This is a genomic window from Leucobacter viscericola, assembly GCF_011299575.1.
Lineage (GTDB): Bacteria > Actinomycetota > Actinomycetes > Actinomycetales > Microbacteriaceae > Leucobacter > Leucobacter viscericola.
This window is the reverse complement of the sequence record NZ_CP049863.1, coordinates 1,826,084-1,849,439: the sequence shown is the minus strand read 5'-3', so window position 1 is coordinate 1,849,439 and position 23,356 is coordinate 1,826,084. Positions and strand designations below refer to the sequence as shown.

At 59.4% G+C, this 23,356-nt stretch carries 22 protein-coding genes; 19 read left to right on the top strand and 3 right to left on the bottom strand.

The window, feature by feature from the left end; all coding sequences use genetic code 11:
* Nucleotides 1-2 precede the first annotated feature (2 nt).
* Nucleotides 3-455, bottom strand: coding sequence for a helix-turn-helix transcriptional regulator (locus tag G7068_RS08335; protein WP_166291047.1), 453 nt, complete (start codon nt 453-455; stop codon nt 3-5).
* A 154-nt stretch (nt 456-609) separates the two neighbouring features.
* On the opposite strand from G7068_RS08335, the gene G7068_RS08330 reads away from it, so the two are divergent.
* The 16 genes from G7068_RS08330 to G7068_RS08255 all read left to right on the top strand — a co-directional run bounded on the left by G7068_RS08330 (nt 610) and on the right by G7068_RS08255 (nt 14,130).
* Nucleotides 610-924: a hypothetical protein gene (locus G7068_RS08330; protein WP_166291045.1), complete on the top strand. Its 315-nt coding sequence runs from the start codon at nt 610-612 to the stop codon at nt 922-924.
* Complete coding sequence (locus G7068_RS08325) at nt 921-1,619, top strand: hypothetical protein (protein WP_166291043.1); 699 nt, start codon at nt 921-923, stop codon at nt 1,617-1,619. The genes G7068_RS08330 and G7068_RS08325 overlap by 4 nt, the downstream gene beginning before the upstream one ends.
* Nucleotides 1,620-2,172: 553 nt before the next feature.
* Nucleotides 2,173-2,553 carry a hypothetical protein gene (locus G7068_RS08320; RefSeq protein ID WP_166291041.1) on the top strand — a complete coding sequence of 127 codons (381 nt, stop codon included), beginning with the start codon at nt 2,173-2,175 and terminating at the stop codon, nt 2,551-2,553.
* Nucleotides 2,554-2,586: 33 nt separating this feature from the next.
* Complete coding sequence (locus G7068_RS08315) at nt 2,587-2,763, top strand: hypothetical protein (protein ID WP_166291039.1); 177 nt, start codon at nt 2,587-2,589, stop codon at nt 2,761-2,763.
* Nucleotides 2,763-3,329, top strand: a complete 567-nt coding sequence (locus G7068_RS08310) for a phage tail tube protein (RefSeq protein ID WP_166291037.1) — start codon at nt 2,763-2,765, stop codon at nt 3,327-3,329. Before G7068_RS08315 ends, G7068_RS08310 begins: the two co-directional genes overlap by 1 nt.
* An 85-nt stretch (nt 3,330-3,414) precedes the next feature.
* The gene (locus tag G7068_RS08305) at nt 3,415-3,786 is read left to right on the top strand and encodes a hypothetical protein (RefSeq protein ID WP_166291035.1); all 372 of its coding nucleotides are present in this window, start codon (nt 3,415-3,417) and stop codon (nt 3,784-3,786) included.
* A 35-nt stretch (nt 3,787-3,821) separates the two neighbouring features.
* Nucleotides 3,822-4,148: a hypothetical protein gene (locus tag G7068_RS08300; protein ID WP_166291033.1), complete on the top strand. Its 327-nt coding sequence runs from the start codon at nt 3,822-3,824 to the stop codon at nt 4,146-4,148.
* Between the two features lie 82 nt (nt 4,149-4,230).
* Complete coding sequence (locus G7068_RS08295; protein WP_166291031.1) at nt 4,231-7,218, top strand: peptidoglycan DD-metalloendopeptidase family protein; 2,988 nt, start codon at nt 4,231-4,233, stop codon at nt 7,216-7,218.
* Between the two features lie 12 nt (nt 7,219-7,230).
* Nucleotides 7,231-8,115 (top strand): hypothetical protein, encoded by an 885-nt coding sequence (locus tag G7068_RS08290; protein ID WP_166291029.1) that lies wholly within the window; start codon nt 7,231-7,233, stop codon nt 8,113-8,115.
* A gap of 11 nt (nt 8,116-8,126) precedes the next feature.
* Nucleotides 8,127-9,197, top strand: a complete 1,071-nt coding sequence (locus G7068_RS08285) for a hypothetical protein (RefSeq protein ID WP_166291027.1) — start codon at nt 8,127-8,129, stop codon at nt 9,195-9,197.
* Nucleotides 9,198-9,206: 9 nt separating this feature from the next.
* Nucleotides 9,207-10,658, top strand: a complete 1,452-nt coding sequence (locus G7068_RS08280) for a hypothetical protein (protein WP_166291025.1) — start codon at nt 9,207-9,209, stop codon at nt 10,656-10,658.
* A complete protein-coding gene (locus G7068_RS08275) occupies nt 10,655-12,379 on the top strand; it encodes a hypothetical protein (protein WP_166291023.1) in 1,725 nt (574 codons plus the stop codon). The genes G7068_RS08280 and G7068_RS08275 overlap by 4 nt, the downstream gene beginning before the upstream one ends.
* Before the next feature lie 14 nt (nt 12,380-12,393).
* Entirely contained in the window at nt 12,394-12,807 is a 414-nt protein-coding gene (locus G7068_RS08270; protein ID WP_166291021.1) for a hypothetical protein, read from the top strand.
* 65 nt (nt 12,808-12,872) lie between these two features.
* Complete coding sequence (locus G7068_RS08265; RefSeq protein ID WP_166291019.1) at nt 12,873-13,541, top strand: hypothetical protein; 669 nt, start codon at nt 12,873-12,875, stop codon at nt 13,539-13,541.
* Complete coding sequence (locus G7068_RS08260; protein WP_166291017.1) at nt 13,538-13,888, top strand: hypothetical protein; 351 nt, start codon at nt 13,538-13,540, stop codon at nt 13,886-13,888. Before G7068_RS08265 ends, G7068_RS08260 begins: the two co-directional genes overlap by 4 nt.
* A gap of 2 nt (nt 13,889-13,890) precedes the next feature.
* The gene (locus tag G7068_RS08255) at nt 13,891-14,130 is read left to right on the top strand and encodes a holin (protein ID WP_166291015.1); all 240 of its coding nucleotides are present in this window, start codon (nt 13,891-13,893) and stop codon (nt 14,128-14,130) included.
* Between the two features lie 73 nt (nt 14,131-14,203).
* Here the strand turns inward: G7068_RS08255 and G7068_RS08250 are convergent, their stop codons facing one another.
* Entirely contained in the window at nt 14,204-18,019 is a 3,816-nt protein-coding gene (locus G7068_RS08250; protein WP_166291013.1) for a DUF7507 domain-containing protein, read from the bottom strand.
* A 280-nt stretch (nt 18,020-18,299) separates the two neighbouring features.
* The gene (locus G7068_RS08245; RefSeq protein ID WP_166291011.1) at nt 18,300-19,061 is read right to left on the bottom strand and encodes a glucosamine-6-phosphate deaminase; all 762 of its coding nucleotides are present in this window, start codon (nt 19,059-19,061) and stop codon (nt 18,300-18,302) included.
* Between the two features lie 174 nt (nt 19,062-19,235).
* Here G7068_RS08245 and G7068_RS08240 point away from each other — a divergent pair, with 174 nt between their 5' ends.
* From G7068_RS08240 to G7068_RS08230, 3 genes are all read left to right on the top strand, one after another.
* Nucleotides 19,236-20,621, top strand: a complete 1,386-nt coding sequence (locus tag G7068_RS08240; protein WP_166291008.1) for a glycine--tRNA ligase — start codon at nt 19,236-19,238, stop codon at nt 20,619-20,621.
* Between the two features lie 122 nt (nt 20,622-20,743).
* Complete coding sequence (locus G7068_RS08235; RefSeq protein ID WP_244304793.1) at nt 20,744-21,904, top strand: CPBP family intramembrane glutamic endopeptidase; 1,161 nt, start codon at nt 20,744-20,746, stop codon at nt 21,902-21,904.
* 21 nt (nt 21,905-21,925) lie between these two features.
* Nucleotides 21,926-23,269, top strand: a complete 1,344-nt coding sequence (locus G7068_RS08230) for a hypothetical protein (RefSeq protein ID WP_166291006.1) — start codon at nt 21,926-21,928, stop codon at nt 23,267-23,269.
* Nucleotides 23,270-23,356: the final 87 nt, after the last annotated feature.

The window sequence follows — 23,356 nt, the reverse complement described above, 5'->3', positions numbered from 1 at the left end:
GTCTAGTAGGTGTCTTCGCCCGTTTCATCGATTTCTTCGTGGGCCGCAAGCGCATAGTCGCTTCTTTGTCGAGGATCGTTATTCTCCGGCAGGCCACTGACACTCGGCTCTGCGATAACCGCGGCAATGGCGTTAACAGCGGCCTGTCCGGCTTTGCCCTGACGGTGTCGATCGAGTGTGTCGAGCATGCCCCCGATGATTCCAAGCCAGACCGTGGTGTCTGCGCTCCGGTTGCTTGTTTGCAGATCTGCGCCGAGAGCCTCGTAGATCTTACGTAGGTTCTCAATCTGCGGAGTTGCCCCGCGCTCGATGTTTGAGAGCGCCTGACGCGAGATGCCAACAAGGTCGGCAAGATCCTGCTGTTTCAGGCCAGCGCTTTGGCGAAGGCCTTTGACCTGTGAGGCCAGATGCTTGCGCTCTTCAAACGGAACCATGGCGGAGTCGTTTCTTGACATGCGCTCACTGTAACACGTCAAGAAGAATCATGCACCGCTCAATTTAAAGCGACATAAGTCCAGTTATTTAGCTCAACTAGCTTGCATTATGTCAAGTAGTGTGTAATTCTGCTTGACGTAACGCATCGGGGCGTGAGTTGAGAAGGAGACGGAAATGCAGGAGAGCATGTTGATGGGCGAACCGAATATTCGCTTGGCGGAGAAGGCTGAGCGCGTGAGCAAAGCCGCGGGGGTCAAAGAGTACCGCCGCGGGCTGTCGCTCGCCGATGTGGAGCGCGGCGAAAGACCGCACCGCTGTGGGCGGTGCATGAATCCCTTTTTGCGGGCGGGGAATCCAGAATGCCCTCGTCTTGCGAGGCAAGTGAAGCGAGAGCAATACGCCCTGTGGCTCCTGACTGATGATGGGCAGTTTGGGGACGATGGCGACCCGGATGGGTTGCAAGACGTGACTGAAGAGGAGGGTGAATGATGGTGGTTTCTGTGACCGCAGCGGAGCGCGCGATTGTGCGATTGACCCAGCCGCACACCGAAATGACAGAGGCCGGCGCGGTTGATTGGCCGCCTCTGCTCGATTGGTTAGACCGGTCGATAACCGAGGTTGTCAAACGTGGCGGTGCGGGCTCGAATGGCCTGGGGATCCCGATCAACTTTGGTGCGCTACGTGTTCTGAACGATATTCGACGCGCGAATGGGCGAATTCGAGAGGGTTTGTACCTGGCAAAACAGAGTGGGAGCAACGCTCTCTTGGCTGATGTCGCTGAGGCGTGGACTGTTGCGCGGCGTTCGAGGTCGCAGGGTGAGTTGGCCGACGGGCAGTGGCTGCAGGTGTGTGAGGAGGTTGAGTCGTGGGTGGTAAGGATCGAAGCCGAACAGAATGTGCGACCTCGCCAGATGGAGCTCACGGTTCCGTGCCCGCGTTGCGAGGCCCGCTGGGTGCTTGACGGCGGCGAGCGGCGAGCGGCGGTGGTCATCGAGTATGCAGAGGGGCGCGCTCCGATTGCGGAGTGTCGGGCTGAGGAGTGCGAGGCGCTCTGGGTTGGGTGGAGTGAAATTACGAAGCTCGGTTTTTCTGTGCAGGCCTCTGTGGATACCGCTGTGCTTGAGAGTTGTGGTATTCGTGTTGATCGGTCGGGGCTTTCGCGGGGCCAAGATGCGATGAGTTGATTTTTGTGTTAGGCTACTAAGTGGTCAGGGAGAAGTGTGCTTACTCCCTCGAAAAGCTCCGATCGAAAGATCAGGAGCTTTTTTCGTTTCTGGGGGCATTGCGCGGTTATCGGCCGCAAATGGTAAGTGAAGCCGGGTGTCATCCCACCTCCTCACCTGCGGCAAGGTTGTTGGCCAAAGGCCAGGTTCTTGACGGCTGTTCTTCCTCGCGATCGGCGAGGATCCTTGCCAATGCCCGCACGTTGAGTCTGTAGAGCTCACGGGTCTGAGGTTGTGCGCAGGAACGCTGCAAGAGCGTTATCTGCTGTTCTGCTGTTCTGCCGCGACGAGTAACGCGGCTAACGCACCCACCGATCTCATTCGGCGTGCCAAAAATCGAGGTTCGAAAGGAGGCCGCTGATGTCCGACGGCCAGCAAGAGTGTGATGTCTGCGGCTCGCGCTATCCCAGCGTCAAAGCCGCGCTTCTCTGCTGCGACAGGAACTTCGAGATCAACGAAGGCCTATCGGCGTATTTGTCAGAAGAAGTTAAGACCGCACAGTTTTGGAGGACTCGTGAATCAGTACCTATTTGAACCAGCAGAGGACGCGCTCGTGGCCTATCTGCGATCAACGCAGGCCACCGAGGTTGGTGTTGATGTTCCCCCCGAACGGCCAGACCGGTTCATCCGCGTGGAACGCACGGGCGGAGCGCCAAAGTTGGCGCACGACGTGGTGAAAGTCACCTTCCACTGCTGGGCGGAAACTCGAGAGGCGACCGCGATCCTCGCCTCGGAGACCATGCGACACGTGCTAAACGCACGCGTCGTGGCCGATAGACCTGTGAGGCGCAACCGCGTGCTCAAAGGACCGCGCCGACCCACTAAGAATGGCGGCTCGGAGCACTACCAGTTCACTGTCCAGATGGAGATCCGGGGCAGGTTCCCAACCCCCTAATTCTTAGGGGCACGCACAAAGAAAGGAGTGATCGTGACGAAAGTTGTGATTGCAAATGACTGGGTCGATGCAGAGGGTCGAACCCACGAAGGGGGACACCCCGTAGAGGTTGAGCCGGGTACCGCCCGCGACCTCATCAGCCGCGGTAAGGCACGCGCGGTGGCCACAGACCAGAAGAGCGCCGTTCAGGCAAAGAAGGAGAGCAAGTAATGGCTAAGAACCAGGACAACATGCGGGAATGGAACGCCGAAGAATCAGGCGTTTGGATCGCTCCCAAGGGCTCCACGCTGCCCACAACCGATCTCACCATTCCGACCGAATTCATTGAGGTTGGCTGGATTTCTGAGGGTGGTATCGAAGAGAGCGTCGAGGTCGAGGCGAAGGAAACGAAGGCTTGGCAGGGCGGCGCCATTGTGAAGCTTCGCAACACCTCGACCAAGAAGTCGCACAAGTTTGCGGCACTTGAAGATGACCCCGAGGTCACAGGGCTCTACTACGGCCACGGCAAGCCGAGCCTTGTGGGTACCGGCGAGAACAAGATCGCGCGTGTCGACATGCCGAAGTCGATTCCAACGATTGAGAAGACCGTGATCGTCAAGTTTGTCGATAACGCAGGCTACACGCGTCTGAAGTGCATCGAGCTGGCTGCGGTGTCTGAGCGCGGTGCTTACGTGACAAACGTCGAGGACGATTCCGTGTACGAGTTCACGATGACCGAGACAAGCGGAAGCTACTGGCTGTCTGACGAGCCCGCCTTCCTCGAAGCCGCGGCTTAACAAAACCGAACGGGGCGCGTGGTGACTCCGCGCCCCGTTCTTCTCTCCAGAGTCACACCCCTATTTCAAGAAATGGAGTCACCACATGACCAACACGTATTCCAACACCCACCCGAGCGACAGCGACTACACCGCACGTGAGTCTGGCGACACTGTTCGCACTCGGGAGCAGTCGCGGGCAAAGCCGAGGGATCACCAGCGCGGACCTCACGACGTGATCCGCGTCGACTTTGCGGGTGAACACTTCGAGGTTGATTCGCGTGCTCCGAAGCACACACCAACCATGTTCGCGCTGCGCAACAACGACATCGAGACGGTTCTGAGCAACCTGATCGGTGAAGACTCACTCGCCCGTGTGATCAAGGCGCTTGAGGACGAAGACGGCTTCTCGGACTTTGAGAAACTGACCGAACTCGTCAACGTGATCTACGAGAAGGTCGGCGCAAAAAACTCCTAACGCTCGCCTACCTTCTTCGAGAGTGTCCGGACCGAGTGGCTGCCGATCTGCGGCGGTTCTACTCGGTCCGACTCTCGGACATGTGGGCGGGCACCGAGGATCCTGAAGACGTTGCCTTGTACGTCAGGCACATGCCACGCGGCGGTGCGATCGGCGTTTGGCTTGGTGGTCAGTCTGCGCTCACCGGCGAAGAAGACATGCTCAGGTGGATCGAGCATGCCGTCTGGGCATCACAATCGTCGAAGCCCAAGCGAGTCAAACCACGCCCCTATCCCGAGGGTGAGCACGAACGCGAGCGGCGGTTGGAACGCCTGAGATCTGGAGCGAGCCGCTTCAAACAACGGAGGATCCAGCATCCGTAGCCCTGACCACTGATCCGGGCGAATACAAGTTTCTTTTCGCCCGGATCCCTTGGGGTTCGGTGCCCTACCCCAAGGAGGCCACATGGCAAGCAGTTCAACAACCACGAGCGGGCAGGTTTCATATTCGCTGAAGCTCCCGGACTTTTCTAAGGATATTAAGCTTCCTGATCTTCCTGTAAACGTCAAACTTCCGAATAGCTTCAAGGATTTCAATCTCCCTGATGTTCCAGTAAATGTAAAAGTTCCTGAGGTTGCCGAAGACGTCAAGAAAGAACTTGATAAGGCCGATGGTGAGGGTCCGGGATCCCGCATTGCGAAGACCCTCGGTGCCGGATTTCAAAAGGGGCTGGCAACTGTTGGGAACGCTGTCATGTCAACCCTGGGTAATGCGTTCTCTTCGGGAGTTGACCAACTGAACGCGATAGATGTCGCGCAAGCAAAAATGCGCGGCCTCGGGAATGATAGCGCGGCGGTCGCAAAGGCAACAGACAATGCGTTTGCTGCTGTTCAGGGGACAGCGTTTGGAGTAGGTGATGCCGCTGGTGTCGCCGGTCAGCTGATGGCGGCGAACATTGCCCCTGGTCAACAGCTCGAAAGTGTACTGAAGACAGTCGGGAGCAGCGCCGCCGCCGCGGGCACTGACTTTGGCACAATGGGCTCCATCTTCGCAGGAGCTGCCTCGCAGATGGGTGGCGTTCAGAACGATGTGCTCAATGACCTTGAGGGTCGTGGGATCCCGGTTTACAAAGCACTTGCTGATCAGCTTGGGGTGACCACCGACGAGGTCTTCAAGATGGCTGCGAATGGGCAGATCAGTTTTGGGGCGTTTGAACAGGCGGCTTCGACCGCCGCGGGTGCCATCTCGAACGAGATGGGTGGCACCGCCACTGGTTCGTTCGACATCATGATGGGATCGCTAGAGCGGCTCGCCATGACGATCATGGAGGATGTCTTCCCCCAGATTGCGCCGGTGTTCCAAGAGATTTCAAAATGGCTCGATGAAGCGGCGGTAAATGTGAAGCCTCTGGCCGAGGCGTTTGGGACGTGGTTGAAGGGGGCTCTTGAAAGCGCTGCAACAGCCATGCAAAACGTAAGCAAATGGTTACAGGACAACTACACCTGGGTCGCGCCCATCGCTGCGGCGATTGGTGGGGCTGCGTTGGCGTTTGGGGCCTGGACGCTCGCGACAGAGGCTGCGGCTGCGGTGCAATTGCTTTACAACGCTGCGCTTGCAGCAAACCCAATCATGCTCATCGTTATGGCGATTGCCGCGCTCGTCGCTGGTCTTGTTTGGTTTTTCACGCAGACTGAGCTCGGTAAGCAAATCTGGGAACAATTCACCGGGTTCCTCAGTGAAGCTTGGGAAAACGTCAGTGGGCTTTTTGTCATGGTCTGGGAGACCATGCTGAAGCCGGTACTTGAGGGGCTTGGTGCGATCTTCACTTGGATCTGGTTGGAGATTATTCAGCCGATTGTTGACAATATCAGCGTCGCGATCCAGATTCTTGGCCAAGTTTTTATGGGGTTGTGGCAGGAGCATGTTCAGCCGGTGTTTGATGGGTTGGGGCTGCTCTTTAATTGGATTTGGTTGGAGATTATTCAGCCGATTGTTGACAATATCAGCGTCGCGATCCAGATTCTTGGCCAAGTTTTTATGGGGTTGTGGCAGGAGCATGTTCAGCCGGTGTTTGATGGGTTGGGGCTGCTCTTTAATTGGATTTGGTTGGAGATTATTCAGCCGATTGTTGACAATATCAGCGTCGCGATCCAGATTCTTGGCCAAGTCTTTACGGGGTTGTGGCAGGAGTACATCCAGCCGGCTTGGGATGGGATATCTGGTCTGATTCGATCCGTGTGGGAGGACCACATCAAGCCGGTCATCGACACAATGTCGAGTGTGATCCAATCGGATCCGAAGAAGGCCTTCGAGGCAGCTCGTGATGGGATTGGCAAGGCCTGGGAAGGGATCCAGGAGCTCGCCAAGAAGCCTGTGCGCTTTGTAGTGAACACCGTGCTCAACGGGCTGATCGACATGATCAATGTGATTCCCGGTGTGAATCTGGCGCCGATCAAACTACCTAAGGGATTCTCGGAGGGCGGCTACACGGGCAATCTGCCACATTCCGCCGTCGCGGGAGTCGTGCACGGCAACGAGCACGTGATCCGCGCTGCTTCGCGTAGGCAGATCGAACGTTCCCACCCCGGGGCGCTCGACCACATGAACCGCTTTGGCGAGATTCCCGGTTACGCCTCTGGTGGCCTTGTGAACCCGCTCAAGAAGGGAAGCTACAACGTAAGCCAGCCGTTCCACGGCGGGCACAACGGCATCGACCTGGCTGCGGCGGAGGGAACGCCCATCATGGCGGCCGCCGAGGGCGTCGCGACCAACGTGGGTGTTGTCAACATGGGCGGCAAGGAAATTAGGCTGCAACACCCGTCAGGGTTTGCGACCCGGTACTCCCACCTGTCGCGATTCGCGGTGCACGAAGGGCAATCTGTGCAGCAGGGCAACGTGATCGGCTACGTCGGTTCAACGGGCATGTCGACCGGACCTCACCTGCACTATATGGTTCACACTCCTCCGGGAGGCTGGAACAACATGACCGATCCTGCCCCCTACCTCGACGGCAGCGCGAAGATGCTTGGCGAGGCTTGGAACCCGCTTGCCGGTCTAATCGACTGGGTCGCGGGCAAGGTGAAGGAGGCGTTCCCGGAGGGTGGAATGTGGATCGACGCCGCTGCCGGGCTCGTGAAAGACACCGCGGAGCGCGCTGTAAAGCTGTTCACTCCCCGGATCGGCGGTGACGGATCAACCTCGGCGACCCTCTACGACACGGGCGGCTGGTTGCAGCCGGGCGTCTCTCTGGTGGAGAACCGCACGGGTCGGCCGGAGCCGATCCTTACCGGTGCGCAGTGGGACGCAATGAAGAGTGGAAGTGGCGAATTCCCTGACCAGGTCACGCTGCTCGATGCAGACGGATCGATCCTGACCCGAGCTCGTGTTATCGCCGATGACGCGGTCGATCGTGGCCTTGAAGATGCTGCCGTCATGCAGCGTCAGTATGTATGAATGGAGCAGTAAATGACTGACCTCAACAGTGGGTCAATCACGCATCGCGGTGCGTCCCTACACTTTGGTGGGGACGCACCCTACGTGTTGACCAGTTTCGTGCGCGGGGTACCCGGTTTGAGGGCGACCGATGTCCCAGCTCCAAACAGGAATGGCACAATTCTCGGGCGTGCGTTTCGTGACGGGCCGCTGCATCAGTTGAAGATCGCGGTTCTTGGTGGCGGCACCTCGCAGTCGGAGAAGGAAGCCAGTGTTCGTAGTCGTCTCCGAGAACTTGAGTCGTTCTGGGACGGTGACACCGAATGCGGTGATATTGAAGATATAGCCGAGCTGCGGATCGGTGAGGTGCGTGCTTTTGGGCACATGCGAGAGTTCACCCCGGATGATTCGACCCTTTGGGACGGATCGGCAGAGCCCTCACTAACTTTTCAGACGGTGGACAAGCGGTGGTACGGGGACCCCACCGTAACCCGAATCAATATGGTGCCGCCGGTGTCGGGCGGGTTGGAGTTTCCTGCAGAAGCTCCCTTCACGTTTGATTCTGGTCCGATGGTGCGCAGTAAGTCGATTCGTGTGACTGGGGAAGCCGCTGCGTGGCCCGTATTCGCGGTGCACGGCCCGATCACGAACCCAATCATTGATGTGCCCGGTGTTGGAAAGCTGATTCTCAACGGCATTCTCGCATCAGACCAAGTGGTAGTGCTCGACACGCGTCCTTGGGCGCGTTGGGTACTCAAGGACGGCAACGGTGCGCCGGGCATGTTATCGCCGGCTGGATCGCGGATGTCTGAAATGGCGCTCCCCGTGGGCGCCCACACCGTCATTCTCAGGGGTTACGACACCACGGGCACAGCGTGGCTTGACGTCTCAGTTGAGCCGGCATACACGAGTTTTTAGAGGAGATCATTATGGGGTTTTACGTTCCACACGTCATTAACGGGTCGAAGCATAGTGCGAGGCTGTTCCGACGCACACTTCAGAAAGAAAATGGTCCGGGATCTGGAGTTGATCAGCCAGGCGACTTGAAGGTCTTGCCGCTGAACCAGCCCGGCACCGGGTTTCGAGTGATGCCCGGCGGTGGCATCGCTCAGTCGCGAGACACCGACGGCTCCAGACGAGAATCGTACGGGCCGATCCTTGATGGGGAGCTCACGGTCACGGATGTGCCGGGCACGGGCTCGCAAACTACCCGCCGAGACCTGATCATCCTAGAGATCACGGATCCCGAAATGGAATCGGTCACCTATTTGGAACCTGTGACCCCTGAGTCTTGGCAGGACGGCGATAGTTTTTGCCGCATCACTGTGATTCCCAACGTAGATGCGCTCGTGCCACAGGAACAGCGACCGGTTACGTCCCTGAACCAGATCAAATCAGGGGCGTACGCAAACGTGACGGGGATCACTCTCGCTGCGATTGACTGGCCAAAGTCGACAGCCACCATCACCGCGGACATGATTACAGATCTCAGGGCGCTTCAGAACCCGCGTCGAGAAAGTATTGCCCGCACGATGTCGCTACAGGAAATCGGTGGACTTGAAGGGCGTCAGCACATCACCTCTACGACTGCCTACCCAGCCGGTGGCACGTTCCCGACGCAGGGCAATCTTTACCAGGGGTTTCTTCTCGATATTCCTGAGTGGGCAACTCATTGGAATGTGCAGATGGAGTGGATGGGGCTCGGTAACTACGGAGGCAAGGGTAACGGCTGGGGATACTTTTGGATCCAGTGTGGACAGACCGTCGATCCTGACGTGTGGCGTTCGCGGGTGCGGGGGTGGGACACGCTCGAGAACGTGACGACCTTTATAGATATTGCTGTATCTCAAGAGGGGCGCATCCCGGAAAAGCTGATCGGCACCAGCAAGAGATTCTTTCCGAGGGCAGTACGAATGAGCGGTGTGCTTGAGTGCACACCCGCAATTGTCTGGTCGTCGCAGCTCAAACTGACGGTTGATTTTGAGCAGCGCATTGTTTAGGAGGTGCCCGTGCTTCGGTACATTGTGGAGCGGATCAGTGATGGTGCGTTTCTCGAACTAGAACTGCCCATCGTCGTCACAACCGCGGGAAAGAAGCTTTGCGGAGCCGGCGCGTTTTCTGGAGAGGTGCTTCCGATCGCGGAAGCGTATCGGCATGCAGGAAGTAAAACTTTGATTGATCCTCGCGCGACCTACATCCATGAGGAGGCGGATGGGATTATTCGCAACACATGGCTCGTCACGCGATCTTCTTTTGAGGGGGCACGCTGGAAGATTGAGGGCCAAGGCTTTTCGTCTTACTTCAGCGGGTACCCGTACGAAGGGGAGTACCACGGTGTGAAGGTGGACCCGATTGCTGTAGCACGGCATGTTGTTGAGTATGCGCAGGCGAAAACGGGGGCAAACATTGGTGTGAAAGTTACGGGTGCTTCGAGTGTTCGTCGTGGGACTGATTCGGATCTGAAAGCTGACGCGGCCAAGAAAATCATGGACGCAAAAAAGGCCTCCTGGGACGAGTACGCGAAGCCTCGCAAGGCACTTGAGGCGAAGGTAGCAACCGCTTCTAAACCTTTCGATGCTGCGATCCTTGTTTTGAACCGAGATCGCCGTGTTCTAAAGGATGCGTATGCCGCTGCCATCGCCGCGAAGGCACCTGCTGCGACCATCGCTGCGAAGAAAAAACTTGTTGATACGAAGTCGACCGAGATCAAGACGAAGCGTGAGGCGAAAGAAGCGCTCATCAAGTCTGATCAAGAAAAAATTGCAGGCCTTAAGTCGACGGAGGCGCCGCTCGAAGAGTCCTATGAGGCCGCAAAGGCTGACTATGATGCTGCGAGACAAAAGGCCGACACTGACAAGGGGGCCTGGAAGATTCTATGGTGGGACACACCTTATTGCCTCGACGCGATGGTTGATGCCATTACCGAAGCCGGGTATGAATGGGTGGAGTGGTCTGGCTGGAACAGCGATCGCACGAGGGTGCTAAAAGAGATTCGCTGCCTTCCCAGAATTGGTGAGAAACGCACCGATCTAGCATTCATTGAAGGCGCGAACATCACTGAGCAGGTTTCGGTCACGGATGACGTGAGTAAGTACGCCAATTCGGTGACGGTGCTTGGTGCGGGTGAAGGCAAGAGCGCTTTACGCGCTGAGGTTGGCCTCGCGGATGGTCGTCGTCGTACCCCAGTCGTTGTTGCCGCGAAGCACCTCACCAAACAATCTTTAGTGGAGGCGCTCGCACGCAGTGAATTAGCGGCTCGTTCGGCGAGCCTAAAGATATCTGCCATTCGAATAGATGCGCGGCACCCGAACGCGCCTCGTGGCACCTTTGGAGTGGGCGACACGATCCTCGTTGACATTGACGCAGGGTGGCTTGGGCGACAACGGCTCTGGGCAAGAATCTCGGAAATCGAGTGGAACAACCTTGCAGTGGCTGATTTAGTGTTGGAGGTAGCAGCATGATTTCGTTAGCTCGAAAAGAACTCTTGCGAGAGCAGGCGGCACGAGCCATGGCGCTGAAGTTGTCGGTTGGTAGCCTGGCGCGAACCGGGCAGATTGAGCGTTCATCTGTTGAAGTTGGTGACGAGACAGTCAACGTTGGAGAGGCGGTGGCTAGCGTTCCAGAAGTGGCAGATGTGGTTCTAAGTCACTCCGAAGATCTCGCTGTGCTTGATCCGATTTATGACCTGACGGACCAGACTCAATCGCTAGAGGACGCGACACACGATGCAAGCATGATTGGCATTGAGAATTCTGTGGCGGTCGAAGAGGCTCTGGAAGCGGCTGAGAAGGCCATTGCTGATGCGGCTGTAGTGTCCGAATTTGCCGAGGGGGTGAGCGCGACTGCCGAGGCTATACGGGTTGAGGCTGAGGCTGCCAGGAACGCGGCGAGCTTGGCGCAGCGAGAAGCTGCTGAAGCGACACAATCCGCCATTGATCGGGCCGCCGAAGCTGAGAGGGCGGCTAAAGAATTTGCCGAGGCTCAAGCAGAGCAAGCAAGGTCAGATGCAAATGATGAGACCGCACGAGCTGTAGCTGAGGCGAAGGCCGCTGCGGCCGCTGACGCGAAAGCGAAAGCCGATACGGCAGAGTTGGCGGCAAAGACTAAAGCTGCTGAAGCTCTGGCCGCGGCGGATGCGGCGGCCCTGGCCGCAGCGCAGGCAGATTCGAAAGCGACTCAGGCTCGTGAGGATGCACTGCGTAATGCGCGTTATCGGATGGGTCCGGATGCAGTTTACGCACCTCCGATGCCAGAAGGAGGGTTTCGTCTCGGAGCGCAGCTTGTTCGAGTGGACGAGGGAGGGCGCCCATTTCAGGTAGATCGCTGGAATGGAATGTCGTGGGTACGCGATCAGATACTTGCAGATCAAGTTCTAGTCGCTGGTGAAGGAGGCACCGTTCAAATTGCTGACGGAATGGTGACTGCTGAAGCTCTTGCTTCATCAGCTATTGATGGCAAGGTCATCACCGGAGCAACAATTCGAACTGCCGAATCTGGACAGCGTCTCCAGCTTGACGTCACTGGACTAAGAGTGTTTAAGGCAAAGGATATTGTGACCGCGGCACTCTCCTCTGAAGAGGGAGGCTTGGCGCTTACGGGCGCTCTTTCTAGCACGAATGGCAAGAACACGACCACTTTAGACAGCGGTCTAATTTCGGTCAATGAAACGATCAATAAGAAGACTGTAGAAACGCAATACAACTCAAGCGGAATAGTTCGGTTTGTTGGGCTAGGTGCTGCGAACAGTAACATCACTTTCGACATTGCGACGCCTCGGGGAGCATCAAATCGAATCAAGCTGGACTCGGAAGCAATCGTGCTCGACTCGACTGGAATCTCGTCAACTCGCGGTTTGAAGAGTCTCTGGACCGGTGCGTCGTACATGAGCGGGACGCAAGCGGTAAATCTTTTGGAGAACATAAACGCTCAACTCACCGGCGTCGTGCTCGCTTGGTCTGCATATGCGGACGGTGTGGCAGCAAATTCATCATGGAACTATGTATTCGTGCCAAAGTCGCATGTTGTGGACGCAGCTGGTTCTGGTGTGCTGCAAACGATCTACGGCTGGAAATCACCGGTTTGGAAATACGTATATATCAGCAACAACAGGATCACTGGGCACGCGGACAATACTGTCGCACCCGCAAACACCCAGGTGCTTCGTGCGGTCTACGGGATCTAGGAAGGAAAAGTAGAATGAGTTATCTTGCACAGGCACGTCTCACCGAGGACAGTTTTCTGATTGACCGAGTGGGAGCGTGCGCTGCCGGTCTTGGGGTCCACGATGCAAGGTTATGGGCGGTGGGCCACATGTGGGCGCTTTCGGCGCAGCCGGGTTGGAGCGACTCCTACGGGAAAGTGCTCGACGGAGAAACAGTCACTGATCCCGCAGCATGGGCAGGCTCGGCAGGCGCGGATCCGGCAGTTATCACCGATCGGATGATTCTCCATGGAGTGACTGCTGTACTTGCGGAAAACGCCGCCAAAACCGAGACCGAAGCCACACAGGAGGCGTCTGAAACTCTGAAACTTCGGACTCAATTGCACGAGACACGAACTCAAGTGCAGCTACTTACTGAGGCGATGAATCAGGTCATCGTCACTGAATAGGGTAGTTCCCAACTTTTTCTTAAGCCTCGCCCCAACCGGCGGAGCTTTCGCGCTTAAGGAGGCCCATGCCCTACAAAACGCTGGTAATCCCGAGCTACGCCCACCACGAGTACGCGGGTAACTGCCTCCCGATGGCACAAAAGGCCGTGGGTGCCCCTGGAGGCCCGCACAGCGCTACCGCCGCCGCCAACGCGACCAGGCACCAGCACCACGACCGGGCGCTTCCCGGCGACGCACCCGCCGTGGTGTGGCTGTCTCACTGGGGCACCTACACCGATTACCGTGACGGGCAACACAAGTATGAGGACTGGGGGCACGTCGTCATCTGGGAGCCCACCGCGTTCGGCGGGGCGGGTGGGCTCTTCTCATCACGGCGCAGCGGCTATGGAGTGGGGGAGTGGTTCCGCACCATCGCAGACATAGAACGCGCATTTGCCGCGAGCTATCGGTTCTGGTCTGAAGACATTAACGGGGTCAGGATCATCCAACCCGTCCCCAAACACGCCGCACCCGCAAAACCCGCGGCGCAAAACAGAAAGGAGCACAACTTGTTGATGGCATTTTACGAGCATGCAGCGGGCAAAGGTCAGGGCCGCTGGCTCATCTTTGGCCCCAAGTTCCAGATGGAGCTCACGACGCAGCGGGCGGCCGATGCGTTTGCAAAACAGCTGGGCGTCACCCCGTTCGTCACTGACGGAGGAGGCTGGGCGAAATTCAAACGAGTCTCGAAATGATTGCGGCCCCGCCCGGAGACGTCGGCATGGCTGATCTCTGGAAGCAAGGCCAGAACACCCAGGAGCGGCTTGCGAAGCTTGAAGTGATCGTGGAACGTCTCGCTAAGGTCGACGAACGGCTTGACTCGCACTCCAGCAGGTTGCGCAACATCGAGGGGGCAACGATTCGGCAGGAGGGCGACGCTGCTGACATTCGCTCGCTCGATGCTCGCGTGACGGCGCTCGAGACGCAGCAGGGTGCACTCGGCAACCAGGTCTCGCGGTTGACCTGGTTGCCGCCCATCATCGTCGGCGTCATTGGCGCTGGCGGTGCAACCCTCGTTGGACGACTCATTAACGGAGGCTGACAGTGTTTACGAAACTGTTCTGGAAGGACGCCGGGGAGCGGGCCGTGAAGACCTTCGCGCAAGCCGCGGTTGCGCTGCTCACAGCGGGAGCCACCGGGTTGCTCGGGATCGACTGGCCGCAATTGCTCTCGGTCGCTGGGCTTGCGGCGCTCGTGTCGATCCTCACCTCTGTGGGATCAGACTCTGTCGGTGATCGCGGCACCGCCTCACTTCTGGTGCTGAGCGCTGAAGACAGTGTGTGACGGCTAGAAAATGAAAGCGGCGGGTGGATCCAAATCTCATGGATCCACCCGCCGCTTTTGTCATGCGCGCTGGTTATTCAGCCGCTGCGCGCCTCCGACGCAGGAACACAATGCTGCCCGCAATCATCAGCCCCGCGAGGAGAAGAGCACCGGTGATGGCCGAGCCTGTCACCGCGAGCGCGGGTACCTTGACCCCGCCAATCTCGATCACTGCGGCTTTTGACTGCAGCGTGACCGTGGCGTCGTCCGAGGCCTTGAGTTCTTTCCCGCTCAGCGAGGTTCCCGTCACTGTTGCCACGTTCGTGAAGGCTTCGGTGGTCGCCTTCTGCGTGAAGACGAAGGTCTTGCTCGCGCCCGCGGCGAGGTTGTCGATGTCGACTGACTGGTTGATCTTCGGATCCTTCAGCTTCACTCCGGTCAGCGGCGCATTGCCGGTGTTCGTGACGGTGATCTGCCAGTAGGAGGCACTACCGTCAGCGACCTGAGTGGTTTCCTTCCAGGGCCCGTTCTTCGACGCGCTCACCTTCTTGTCAACCGAGAGGCCAGGAACCTCACCGAAGTACCAGGAGTCGTCAGCGGCGGTCAACGCTTGCGAGGCGCCGGCAGGATCTGCCGCAGTTGCGGTGACGGTGTTGTGGTACTGGCCGGTGATTGCGGTTCCCGTTGCCGAAAGCTCCACGGACTCACCGGGTGCAAGCGACGGAATCGTGTGACTGTACACGGTGTTTCCGCTGGAATCCACGTCGGTCACGAGCACATCGGTCAACGCGAGCGTGCCGGTGTTGGTGACCTTGTACTGCCAGGAGACGTCTGCACCAGGGGTGAGGGGCAGTCCGGGAGCGCTATCGACGTCCTCATTATTCGTCGTTTTCACAACGGTGAGGCCGCTGTCTCCCGCGAAGTACCACGAGTCGTCAGTTGCAGACGCTGGCTGGGTTGGCAGGGCCGTTCCCGAGTCGTCGACCGCGGTTGCGGTTGCGGTTGCGGTGTTTGCGTATTGACCCGCGACTGCGGTTCCGGTCGCAGTGAAGGTGCGGGTTTCCCCTGGCTCCAGTGGGCCCGAAGTGCTCGACGAGGGGGTGAGGGAACCAGAGGTGCCAGCGCCATCAACAAACGCGTCACTGACCTGAACCGAATCCAGTGCAGTGTTTCCGGTGTTCGTGACGTCGTAGGTCCAGGTCACGGGAGAGCCGACGGCGACGGTTGCGCCGGGGGCCGCAGCGTATTCAACACCGTTGGTCTTCTTAACGAGCGTGAACGCCGGGGCAGCGAGGGGAGTGATGCTCGCCTCGTTCGACTGGAAGCTCACCGCATTTCCCTCGTAGGTCGCGGTTGCGGAGACCTGGTTCACATCGGTAGTGCCAAAGCGTGTGTTGCCCGAGGAGGCGGTGGGCACGATAAGCGTGAAGTTCTGGCCAACGCTCATGCTCGGCGAGACTACACGGAACGCGGTTGCGCCGGCAGGATCAGCCGACCAGTCTCCGCTCGTCGCGCTTGTGGCATTGCTTGAGTACTCCGCGGTTGCGCCAGCGGGCAAACCGGTCACCGCACCGGTGAGGTGCGTGTCAAAGCCATCACCATCGGCAATGCTCGGGAGCTTGTCGAAGAAGGTGATGCCGCTCACGGGGTTCGGCAGAATATCGCTGACATAGATCTGCCAGAACGCGTCTGTGTCAACCTGCGAGGAAAGTGCCCAGGGGCCGGTGGCTGAGGCGCTCGAGAGCTTCGAGATCAAGAGACCGCCCGCTGTGTTCACGCTCGTTTGCGCCTGCGCCACAGCAACTGTTGTGCGGGCCGGATCAAAATCGTGATCGTCGTCGCCAAAGAAGACGGGGTTGCCGGTCATCTGAATGGTGTCAGACGCGGTGCCACCATCCGCAGTGGAGAGGAAGCGGGGGTCGGAAACCGTGGCGTAAGACTTGGTTGCAACCGAGGTTGTGTTCGGGTCGAATGATTGCGCGAGAGCCATTACCGGAATCTCATAGTTCCAACCGTTCCATTCCGCCCAACGGTAGTTTGCCGTTGCAGGTGCTCGCATTGGAGGCAGGCTATCGAAGGAGAATTTCAGCACCTGCTGTTCACACCCGTTTGCGTCGGTCACTCGAAGTGACGCGTCGACGGTGGCACCCGCACCTAGTGCAGGCGCTGTGGGCAGACCGGCATCCGTTGGCATTGGCGTAATTGGCTGCGAAGTATCGTAGAAGATACCGCAGGGCAACACCACCGAAAGGGCCGAATCAGAGTAGGTCTCGGAGGGGTTTTGATTGACAATCCCAGCGTGAACCGTTCCCGTTGATCCAACCGAGATCGAGCTTGGAGCGTCTACGCGGGTTGTGACATAGATCCCATCCTGCGGCGTGTAGCTATGCGAAGCGCTCTCATTCAGGGCGCCGCCCGTTACGGTGGCCGTGTTCGTCAGTGGGCCGGGAGATACAGCAGCCGGGGCAGAGGTCGGTTGAACCCCTGCGGTTACCTCACGGAAGACGGGCTGAAAACCCATTCTCATGTTGGCTTGAACTCCCGCAGGAACCGTCTCGGCTCCCGGAGCGATGGTGAGTCTCCAGCCCGTCAGAGTTGAGCCCACCGGAAGATTCAGCACGTCTTGTTCCGTGGAGCTCTGCCAGCCCCTTGAGCCCGTGTTTTGCACGGCAACGATAATGTACCTGCCAGTGCGCCCGGTTGCGGCCGTGTAGTTGGTGAACTCGTTCCAGGTGGACTCTCCGTTGATCTGGTACTCCAGTTTGTACGGGAGATTCATCGCCGTCAGACCCGTTGAGAAGGTGGCGTAGAGCTGCGTGATATCGGCGTGGTTAAACCAGGAAGCGTTAGGCCCACCTGTTGCGCCGGAGTCGGTGACGACGAGCTCGTCAATGTTGGGGGTGCTCGTATCTCCAACATACGAAGCGGCAACGGAGGTGTAGTGCATGAGATAGCCGGGAGTAACGGCACCAGAATCCCACTTGAGAACCGAAACAGCCGGATCGCCTGGAGCACCGAAGACGGGACTCTGCGTCGTCGCGGGGGCACCGGGATGTGTTACCGCATTTGCGTCTTTAGTTTCAAGAGTCACGGTGTTTGCGGGTGGTCGCTGACCTGTCTCCCAGCCCGGGACGCTTGCGGGATAGCGCACGGTGAGCCAGATTTGGGTTCCGGTGGGGTCCACTGAGTAGAAACCTGAACCCAGTGCACCGGTCCGCGTCCAGACGGCCTTTGGCCACGCCGAGGTGTCCCAGCTGCCCCCAGAAAATGCTGGCGATGCGGCCACAAGTTCAGCGCCCGCAGGAAGCATGTCCGTGAGCTGCTGGCCCGCAGTCGTAAACGTGGTGGAAGAACCCATGCGTTCAGGTGAGACGTTGAATCGATAGGTCACCAGGCGGTTATCGCTACCGGTGATGACCTCATAAGACTTGTTGGCGACGTAGTCGTTGTCGCCCTCTACGACGGTGGTCACGTCGGCAGACGTGACAGTTCCGCTTGGTGCGCCGGTCCCAACGATGTTGGTCGTGAGGGGCATGCCCTCGTACTTTGATTCGTTGCTCACCTGCTTGACCGAATACACGATCGTGAGAAGCGCCTGCGTTGTGTCTTTCAGCGTGAGAGTCAGCGTGCGGGTAGCTGCGTCGTAGGTGTAGGTGCTTACGGGCGAGCTTGGCCCGGTTGGTACCGAGTCGAAGCTGATGCCCGCGGGAAGCACCGTTGTGAGCTGCACGCCACTGGCTGGTTGGGAACTGTCGACCCCTTCAAACTCGAGTGTTGCTGAGTAGTTGTAGGTCTGGCCGAGCCCAATTGTGGCCGGTGCTGACAGCGAGAGCTTGAAGTCGCCGGTGGCAGCCTGCGCGGCTAGCGGTGTGGCTAAGAAGCCAACCAGCGCCACAAATATGGTGAGCACCCCCGCTAAGAACGGTTTGATCCGTCCTTTGTTATGTTGAGGTTTCGTGAATCGCACTTAATTGCCTCCCAAGGCAGATGTCCAGTCGTTGTCATCTCATTGCGGGAGAGCGGTGTGTCACGGCACCCCTCAGCCGCGAACAGTTGACCCGAGTTTTTCATCTGATGATGTGATTGGGAGAGCATACGTACCGATGTACGTACCTGGGTTGCTTAAAGTAAGCGTTGGCCAAATGGTAGTAAGTGGAATTCCTTCCACTGTGAAGTGGACGACCCGAAAATCAGTACGCGAGCGCCTCGAGATCCCGTCCCGCGTACTCGCCAGTCAGCAAAGTGGCAGCCGCATCATCAATAAACCAGTGCACGTTGGGGTGACCCTGCAGCAGGCTGGCCGGCAAATCTTCGGTGACTGGGCCCTCAAGCGCGGCGGCAACGGCCGCGGCCTTGGCCGATCCTGTAGCGATCACCACAAGCTCGCGTGCCTCAAGGATCGTGCCGAGGCCCTGGGTAATCGCCGTCGTGGGAACCTCTGCAGAACTCGAGAAGAACCGCGCGTTGTCGGCAATCGTCTCGGCCGTGAGATCGATCACGTGCGTGCGCGAGTCGGCAGCCGTTCCCGGCTCGTTGAACCCGATGTGGCCATTGCGGCCGAGGCCGAGGATCTGCACGTCAATGCCGCCGGCCTCGCGGATCGCAACGTCGTATTCATCGGCGGCTGAAGCAGCGCCGCCGCCGTTTGGAACGCGCACAAGACGAGGATCAAGCCCAACGACGTCAACCGCATCGTGTCGGATGACGCTGTGGTAGCTGCGGGGATCCTCCGGGCTCAGCCCAATGTATTCGTCAAGCGCGAACCCGCGCACGCGGCTCTGATCCAGTCCAAGCTGGGCCGCGCGGCGCCCCCAGGCCTCGTAGGCAACAAGGGGGGAAGAGCCGGTGGCGAGACCAATGACGGCCTCAGGTTTTGCCTGTATCGCAGCGACGATTCGCTGGGCAAGAGCGTCACCGAGCACCTCGGCATCTGGGGAGATGTGGATCTGCACGGGAGAACCTCTTCCGTCTGTTGCGAAGGAGCGGGGAGAACCTTCCCCTAGAGAATAACCCGAATCTCTTTGCTCCCAGTCCACACTCACTAGACTGGAGCCTTGTGGATCGTGCCAAACGGCAGTGATCCCAATGCCCAAGATCCCCGCTTGCACCTTGGAGTGAATGCAAACATGGCTGAACAATCCCGACTCGACAAAGTCATCGCCCTCGCCCGCCACCGCGGCTTCGTGTTTCAAGCGGGTGAGATTTATGGCGGATCGCGATCCGCGTGGGATTACGGCCCCCTCGGCACCGCGCTGAAAGAGAACATCAAGCGCCAGTGGTGGAAGACCATGGTGCAGAAGCGCGACGACGTTGTGGGCATCGACTCCAGCGTCATCCTGCCGAAGCAGGTCTGGGAGGCCTCCGGCCACGTTGAGGTCTTCAGCGATCCGCTCGTTGAGTGCACGCAGTGCCACAAGCGCTACCGCGAAGACCACCTGATCGAGGCCTTCGAAGAGAAGAAGGGCCGTGCGCCCAAGGACGGCCTCGCCGAGATCGTCTGCGCCAACTGCGGCACCCGCGGCCAGTGGACCGAGCCGCGCGCGTTCTCGGGCCTGCTGAAGACCTTCCTCGGCCCGGTCGACGACGAGGCCGGCATGCACTACCTGCGCCCCGAGACCGCGCAGGGCATCTTCGTGAACTTCGCGAACGTGCTGCAGGCAGCTCGGATGAAGCCGCCGTTTGGCATCGGCCAGATCGGCAAGAGCTTCCGCAACGAGATCACCCCCGGCAACTTCATTTTCCGCACCCGCGAGTTCGAGCAGATGGAGATGGAGTTCTTCGTCGAGCCCGGCACTGACGAGGAGTGGCAAGAGTACTGGATGGCCGAGCGCATGCGCTGGTACACCGACCTCGGCATTGACCCCGAGAACCTGCGCTTCTTCGAACACCCGCAAGAGAAGCTGTCGCACTACTCGAAGCGCACCGCCGACATCGAGTACCGCTTCGGCTTCACCGGCAGCGAGTGGGGCGAGCTTGAGGGCATCGCGAACCGCACGAACTTCGACCTGTCGACGCACTCCGAGAAGTCGGGCAAAGACCTGAGCTTCTTCGACCAGACGAAGAACGAGCGCTACACGCCCTATGTCATCGAGCCGGCCGCTGGCCTGACTCGCTCGCTGATGGCGTTCCTCGTTGATGCCTACCGCGAAGAAGAGGTGCCGAACGCCAAGGGTGGCACCGACAAGCGCACGCTGCTCGCACTTGACCCGCGCCTCGCCCCAATCAAGGCCGCGGTGCTGCCGCTGTCGCGTAACGAGGCGCTGTCTCCGCTCGCTCGCGAGATTGCTCAGGATCTTCGCGACGATTGGAACGTCGACTTCGACGACTCGGGGGCCATCGGCCGTCGCTACCGTCGCCAAGACGAGATCGGCACCCCGTTCTGCGTGACCGTTGACTTCGACTCACTCGACGACAACGCCGTGACCGTGCGTGAGCGCGACACGATGCAGCAGGAGCGCGTACCCCGCGCTGAGCTGCACGCCTACCTCGCTGAGCGACTGCGCGGATCCTAACCGCCCACTACCCAGCCACCCAACATGTCAGCCGGTTCTGGCAAGCCAGCCGGTTCAGATGCCCACAAAGCGTCCGGCTAAGCTGCCAGCACCGGCTGATGTGATTTTGGAAGGACCTCAAGTTGACGAGCAACACTCCCGAACAGCCCGAGGGCCACGCGACTGAGCAGCCTGCGCAGGTGCCGGCGGCTCAGGATCCGCAGATTGCTCCGCAGGCTCAGCCACCAATGCCTGCGGCCCCACCCGCCTGGGCATGGGCGTCACAACCGCAGCCCACACAAACGGTCGAGACCGAACCGCTTGAGTACCACCGGCTGCTCCGCGGAGCGCAGGGGTACAAGTGGTGGAAACCGCTGTTGGTAGTGCTCATCGCCGCTGGCATCTACATTGTGCTGTCGATCATTATCAGTGTGATCTGGTTCGCGATCATGGCCGTGGGCAACCCCGACCTCTTCACGAGCAGCGATGCGACCGCCATGAGTCAAACCCTGGTTGATCAGCTCGCGCTCGACACCCAGAACCCCCTCTCGGTGTTCATGAATCTGCTCACCATCGCGCTGATGATTCCCTCGGTGATCCTCGCGATGCTTGTCATGGGCATGCGGCCGGTTGGTCGAGTGTGGTCGGTTGCGACGCGGATTCGCTGGGGTGCGCTCGGACGGTTTACCGGGATTGCGGTGCTCGGGGTTGTTGTGATGAACGTGACCGGCACTCTGCTTGAGATGCTGTTCAGCCTCGCTGTGCCTGTAGAAGCTGTCGCGCCCGCTGTGTCGAAGGATTTCGATGGCAATGCAGCGCTGCTCTCGTTTGTCTTTGTGTTGATCCTCGTGCCGATTCAGGCAACCGCTGAAGAGGTCGTGTTCCGCGGGCTCTTCATGCAGGTGCTCGGTTCGTGGTTGAAAAACCCTTGGTTCGCGATCCTGATTCCGACGGTGGCGTTTGCCGGGGCACACATCTACGACATGTGGGGGCTCGCGGCGGTTGGCTTTATGGGCCTCACCGCTGCCTGGCTGACTTGGCGCACGGGTGGCCTTGAAGCCGCGATCGCAATTCACGTCATCAATAACATCGCAGCCTTCGGCGTGATGGCCTCGGGGATCGGCGGCTCCACGGCACAAACGGAGTCTGCTGGCGGCCCCGGATCCCTAATCGGTGAGGTCATCGGCCTTTCCCTCTTCACCTGGCTGGTGGTGCGCTCCTTCAAGAAGCGCGGCTACGGCCGCACGCGCATCGATCTGTTGCGTGTGCCGGTTGCCCCGCTACAGGCGCAACCACTTCAGTAGACCGAACAACAGGAACCTCACGTGATCGACGCGTATGTCATAGGAACCACTCTCCCCGCCCTCGCGGCGGCTCTCGAGCTGGCGGAAGTAGGGCTTAGCGTTCGTGTGTCAGTTGACGTGCCTGCCCCCGCTCTCACCGAGCTGGATCGGGGTGGTGAGCTCGATCCTGAGAGCACTCTCGCGGAGTTTCTCGAGCACCTCGCGCAGCCGATCGGCGAGCATGGCACGGGCAACCCCGGCGCCGAGCCGGTGCGGCGTGACCCGCGCCCCGTTCAATTGCGCGGCACAAAGGGGGACTGGACACTGCAGCCGACCCCGTCTGTGTGGGGCATTCCATCGGTTCCCATGGCAGCGCAGTCGCTCGCCATTCTCGGCGGGGGTGCTGCAACACGCGCCTCTCTCGACCGGGTGAAGCCCGTGCTCACGATTGGCAAGACCCACGAGCTTGGTGCGCTGGTGCGCAACCGGATGGGTAAGGGCGTCGAGACGCTGCTTGTCGATCCTCTCGTGCGCGAGCGCTACGGGGTTGCGCCGGATGCGGTCGACGTTGCGCTGGTTGCGCCGGGGCTGAACGAGGCGCTCACACGAGCCGGTTCGCTCTCCGGGGCGGCGCTCGCCTACAGCGAGCGGTACGTTGCACGTGAAACCCGGGTTGCCCCGGCAGGCGGGTGGCCCGAGCTGCAAGCGATACTCGTCGAGCGGCTGAAACTCTACGGAGTGGAGTTCAGTGAGCTGCCGGTGCAGGAGGTTCGTGCCGACGAGACGCAGCAAGACACCTGGCTCGTCAGCGAGTTCGGCGACGAGCAATTCGCTACACGAGCAGTGGTGCTGGATCCGGCGACCCATCTTCCCGCTGCGTTCGAAGCGGATCTTTTGCCGCTTGCTCCCGAAGTTTGGCGGGCCCAGGCTCGTGTGCGGGTTGAAAGCCCCGAAGCACTCGACGAAGACCACCCAGCCTTGCGAACAGTGGAGGTTGCGGGGCAGGATCCTTGGAGCTTGCGGCTCGACCGCGACGCGAACTCCCAGTGGTTCGCCCTGCTCCGAGGGCCGCGTTTTGTCGCTGAGGGGTGGGCTCAGGATCGCGGCGCCGACCTCGCGGAAGCCGCTCGGATTGCCGGTCAGGTGCTCGAAGTGGCTGGCCTGCGTGCGACCTCGGAGTGCGAGGTGACGGTGGCTGTTGCCCCCTACATCTCTACTGCGCGCCGAGACGCCGAGTCTGATCGTCTTATTGAGCAGCGGGACAGGGATCACACGCTTTTGCCCGTTGGCGTCTCCTTTCACGGTGGTGAACTCTCTTCTGCGGTCGCTGACGCCCGTGATGCCGCGATCGCGCTGCGGCGCAGGCTTACCGGTATCGCGGAGTAGTCGCTCTACCGGGGCAATCTGGGAGATATATAACTGAAGGGGTATGTAGGCGAGGCTGAGCGGAGTAGGCTTAGCGAGGATCAAGAG

Bases quoted from the DNA above. Each gene is read 5' to 3' on its own strand.
- G7068_RS08325 (WP_166291043.1), top strand. From the start codon at position 921: ATGATGGTGGTTTCTGTGACCGCAGCGGAGCGCGCGATTGTGCGATTG.
- G7068_RS08295 (WP_166291031.1), top strand. From the start codon at position 4,231: ATGGCAAGCAGTTCAACAACCACGAGCGGGCAGGTTTCATATTCGCTG.
- G7068_RS08305 (WP_166291035.1), top strand. From the start codon at position 3,415: ATGACCAACACGTATTCCAACACCCACCCGAGCGACAGCGACTACACC.
- G7068_RS08275 (WP_166291023.1), top strand. From the start codon at position 10,655: ATGATTTCGTTAGCTCGAAAAGAACTCTTGCGAGAGCAGGCGGCACGA.
- G7068_RS08240 (WP_166291008.1), top strand. From the start codon at position 19,236: ATGGCTGAACAATCCCGACTCGACAAAGTCATCGCCCTCGCCCGCCAC.
- G7068_RS08285 (WP_166291027.1), top strand. From the start codon at position 8,127: ATGGGGTTTTACGTTCCACACGTCATTAACGGGTCGAAGCATAGTGCG.
- G7068_RS08270 (WP_166291021.1), top strand. From the start codon at position 12,394: ATGAGTTATCTTGCACAGGCACGTCTCACCGAGGACAGTTTTCTGATT.
- G7068_RS08310 (WP_166291037.1), top strand. From the start codon at position 2,763: ATGGCTAAGAACCAGGACAACATGCGGGAATGGAACGCCGAAGAATCA.
- G7068_RS08265 (WP_166291019.1), top strand. From the start codon at position 12,873: ATGCCCTACAAAACGCTGGTAATCCCGAGCTACGCCCACCACGAGTAC.
- G7068_RS08260 (WP_166291017.1), top strand. From the start codon at position 13,538: ATGATTGCGGCCCCGCCCGGAGACGTCGGCATGGCTGATCTCTGGAAG.
- G7068_RS08335 (WP_166291047.1), bottom strand. From the start codon at position 455: ATGTCAAGAAACGACTCCGCCATGGTTCCGTTTGAAGAGCGCAAGCAT.
- G7068_RS08290 (WP_166291029.1), top strand. From the start codon at position 7,231: ATGACTGACCTCAACAGTGGGTCAATCACGCATCGCGGTGCGTCCCTA.
- G7068_RS08330 (WP_166291045.1), top strand. From the start codon at position 610: ATGCAGGAGAGCATGTTGATGGGCGAACCGAATATTCGCTTGGCGGAG.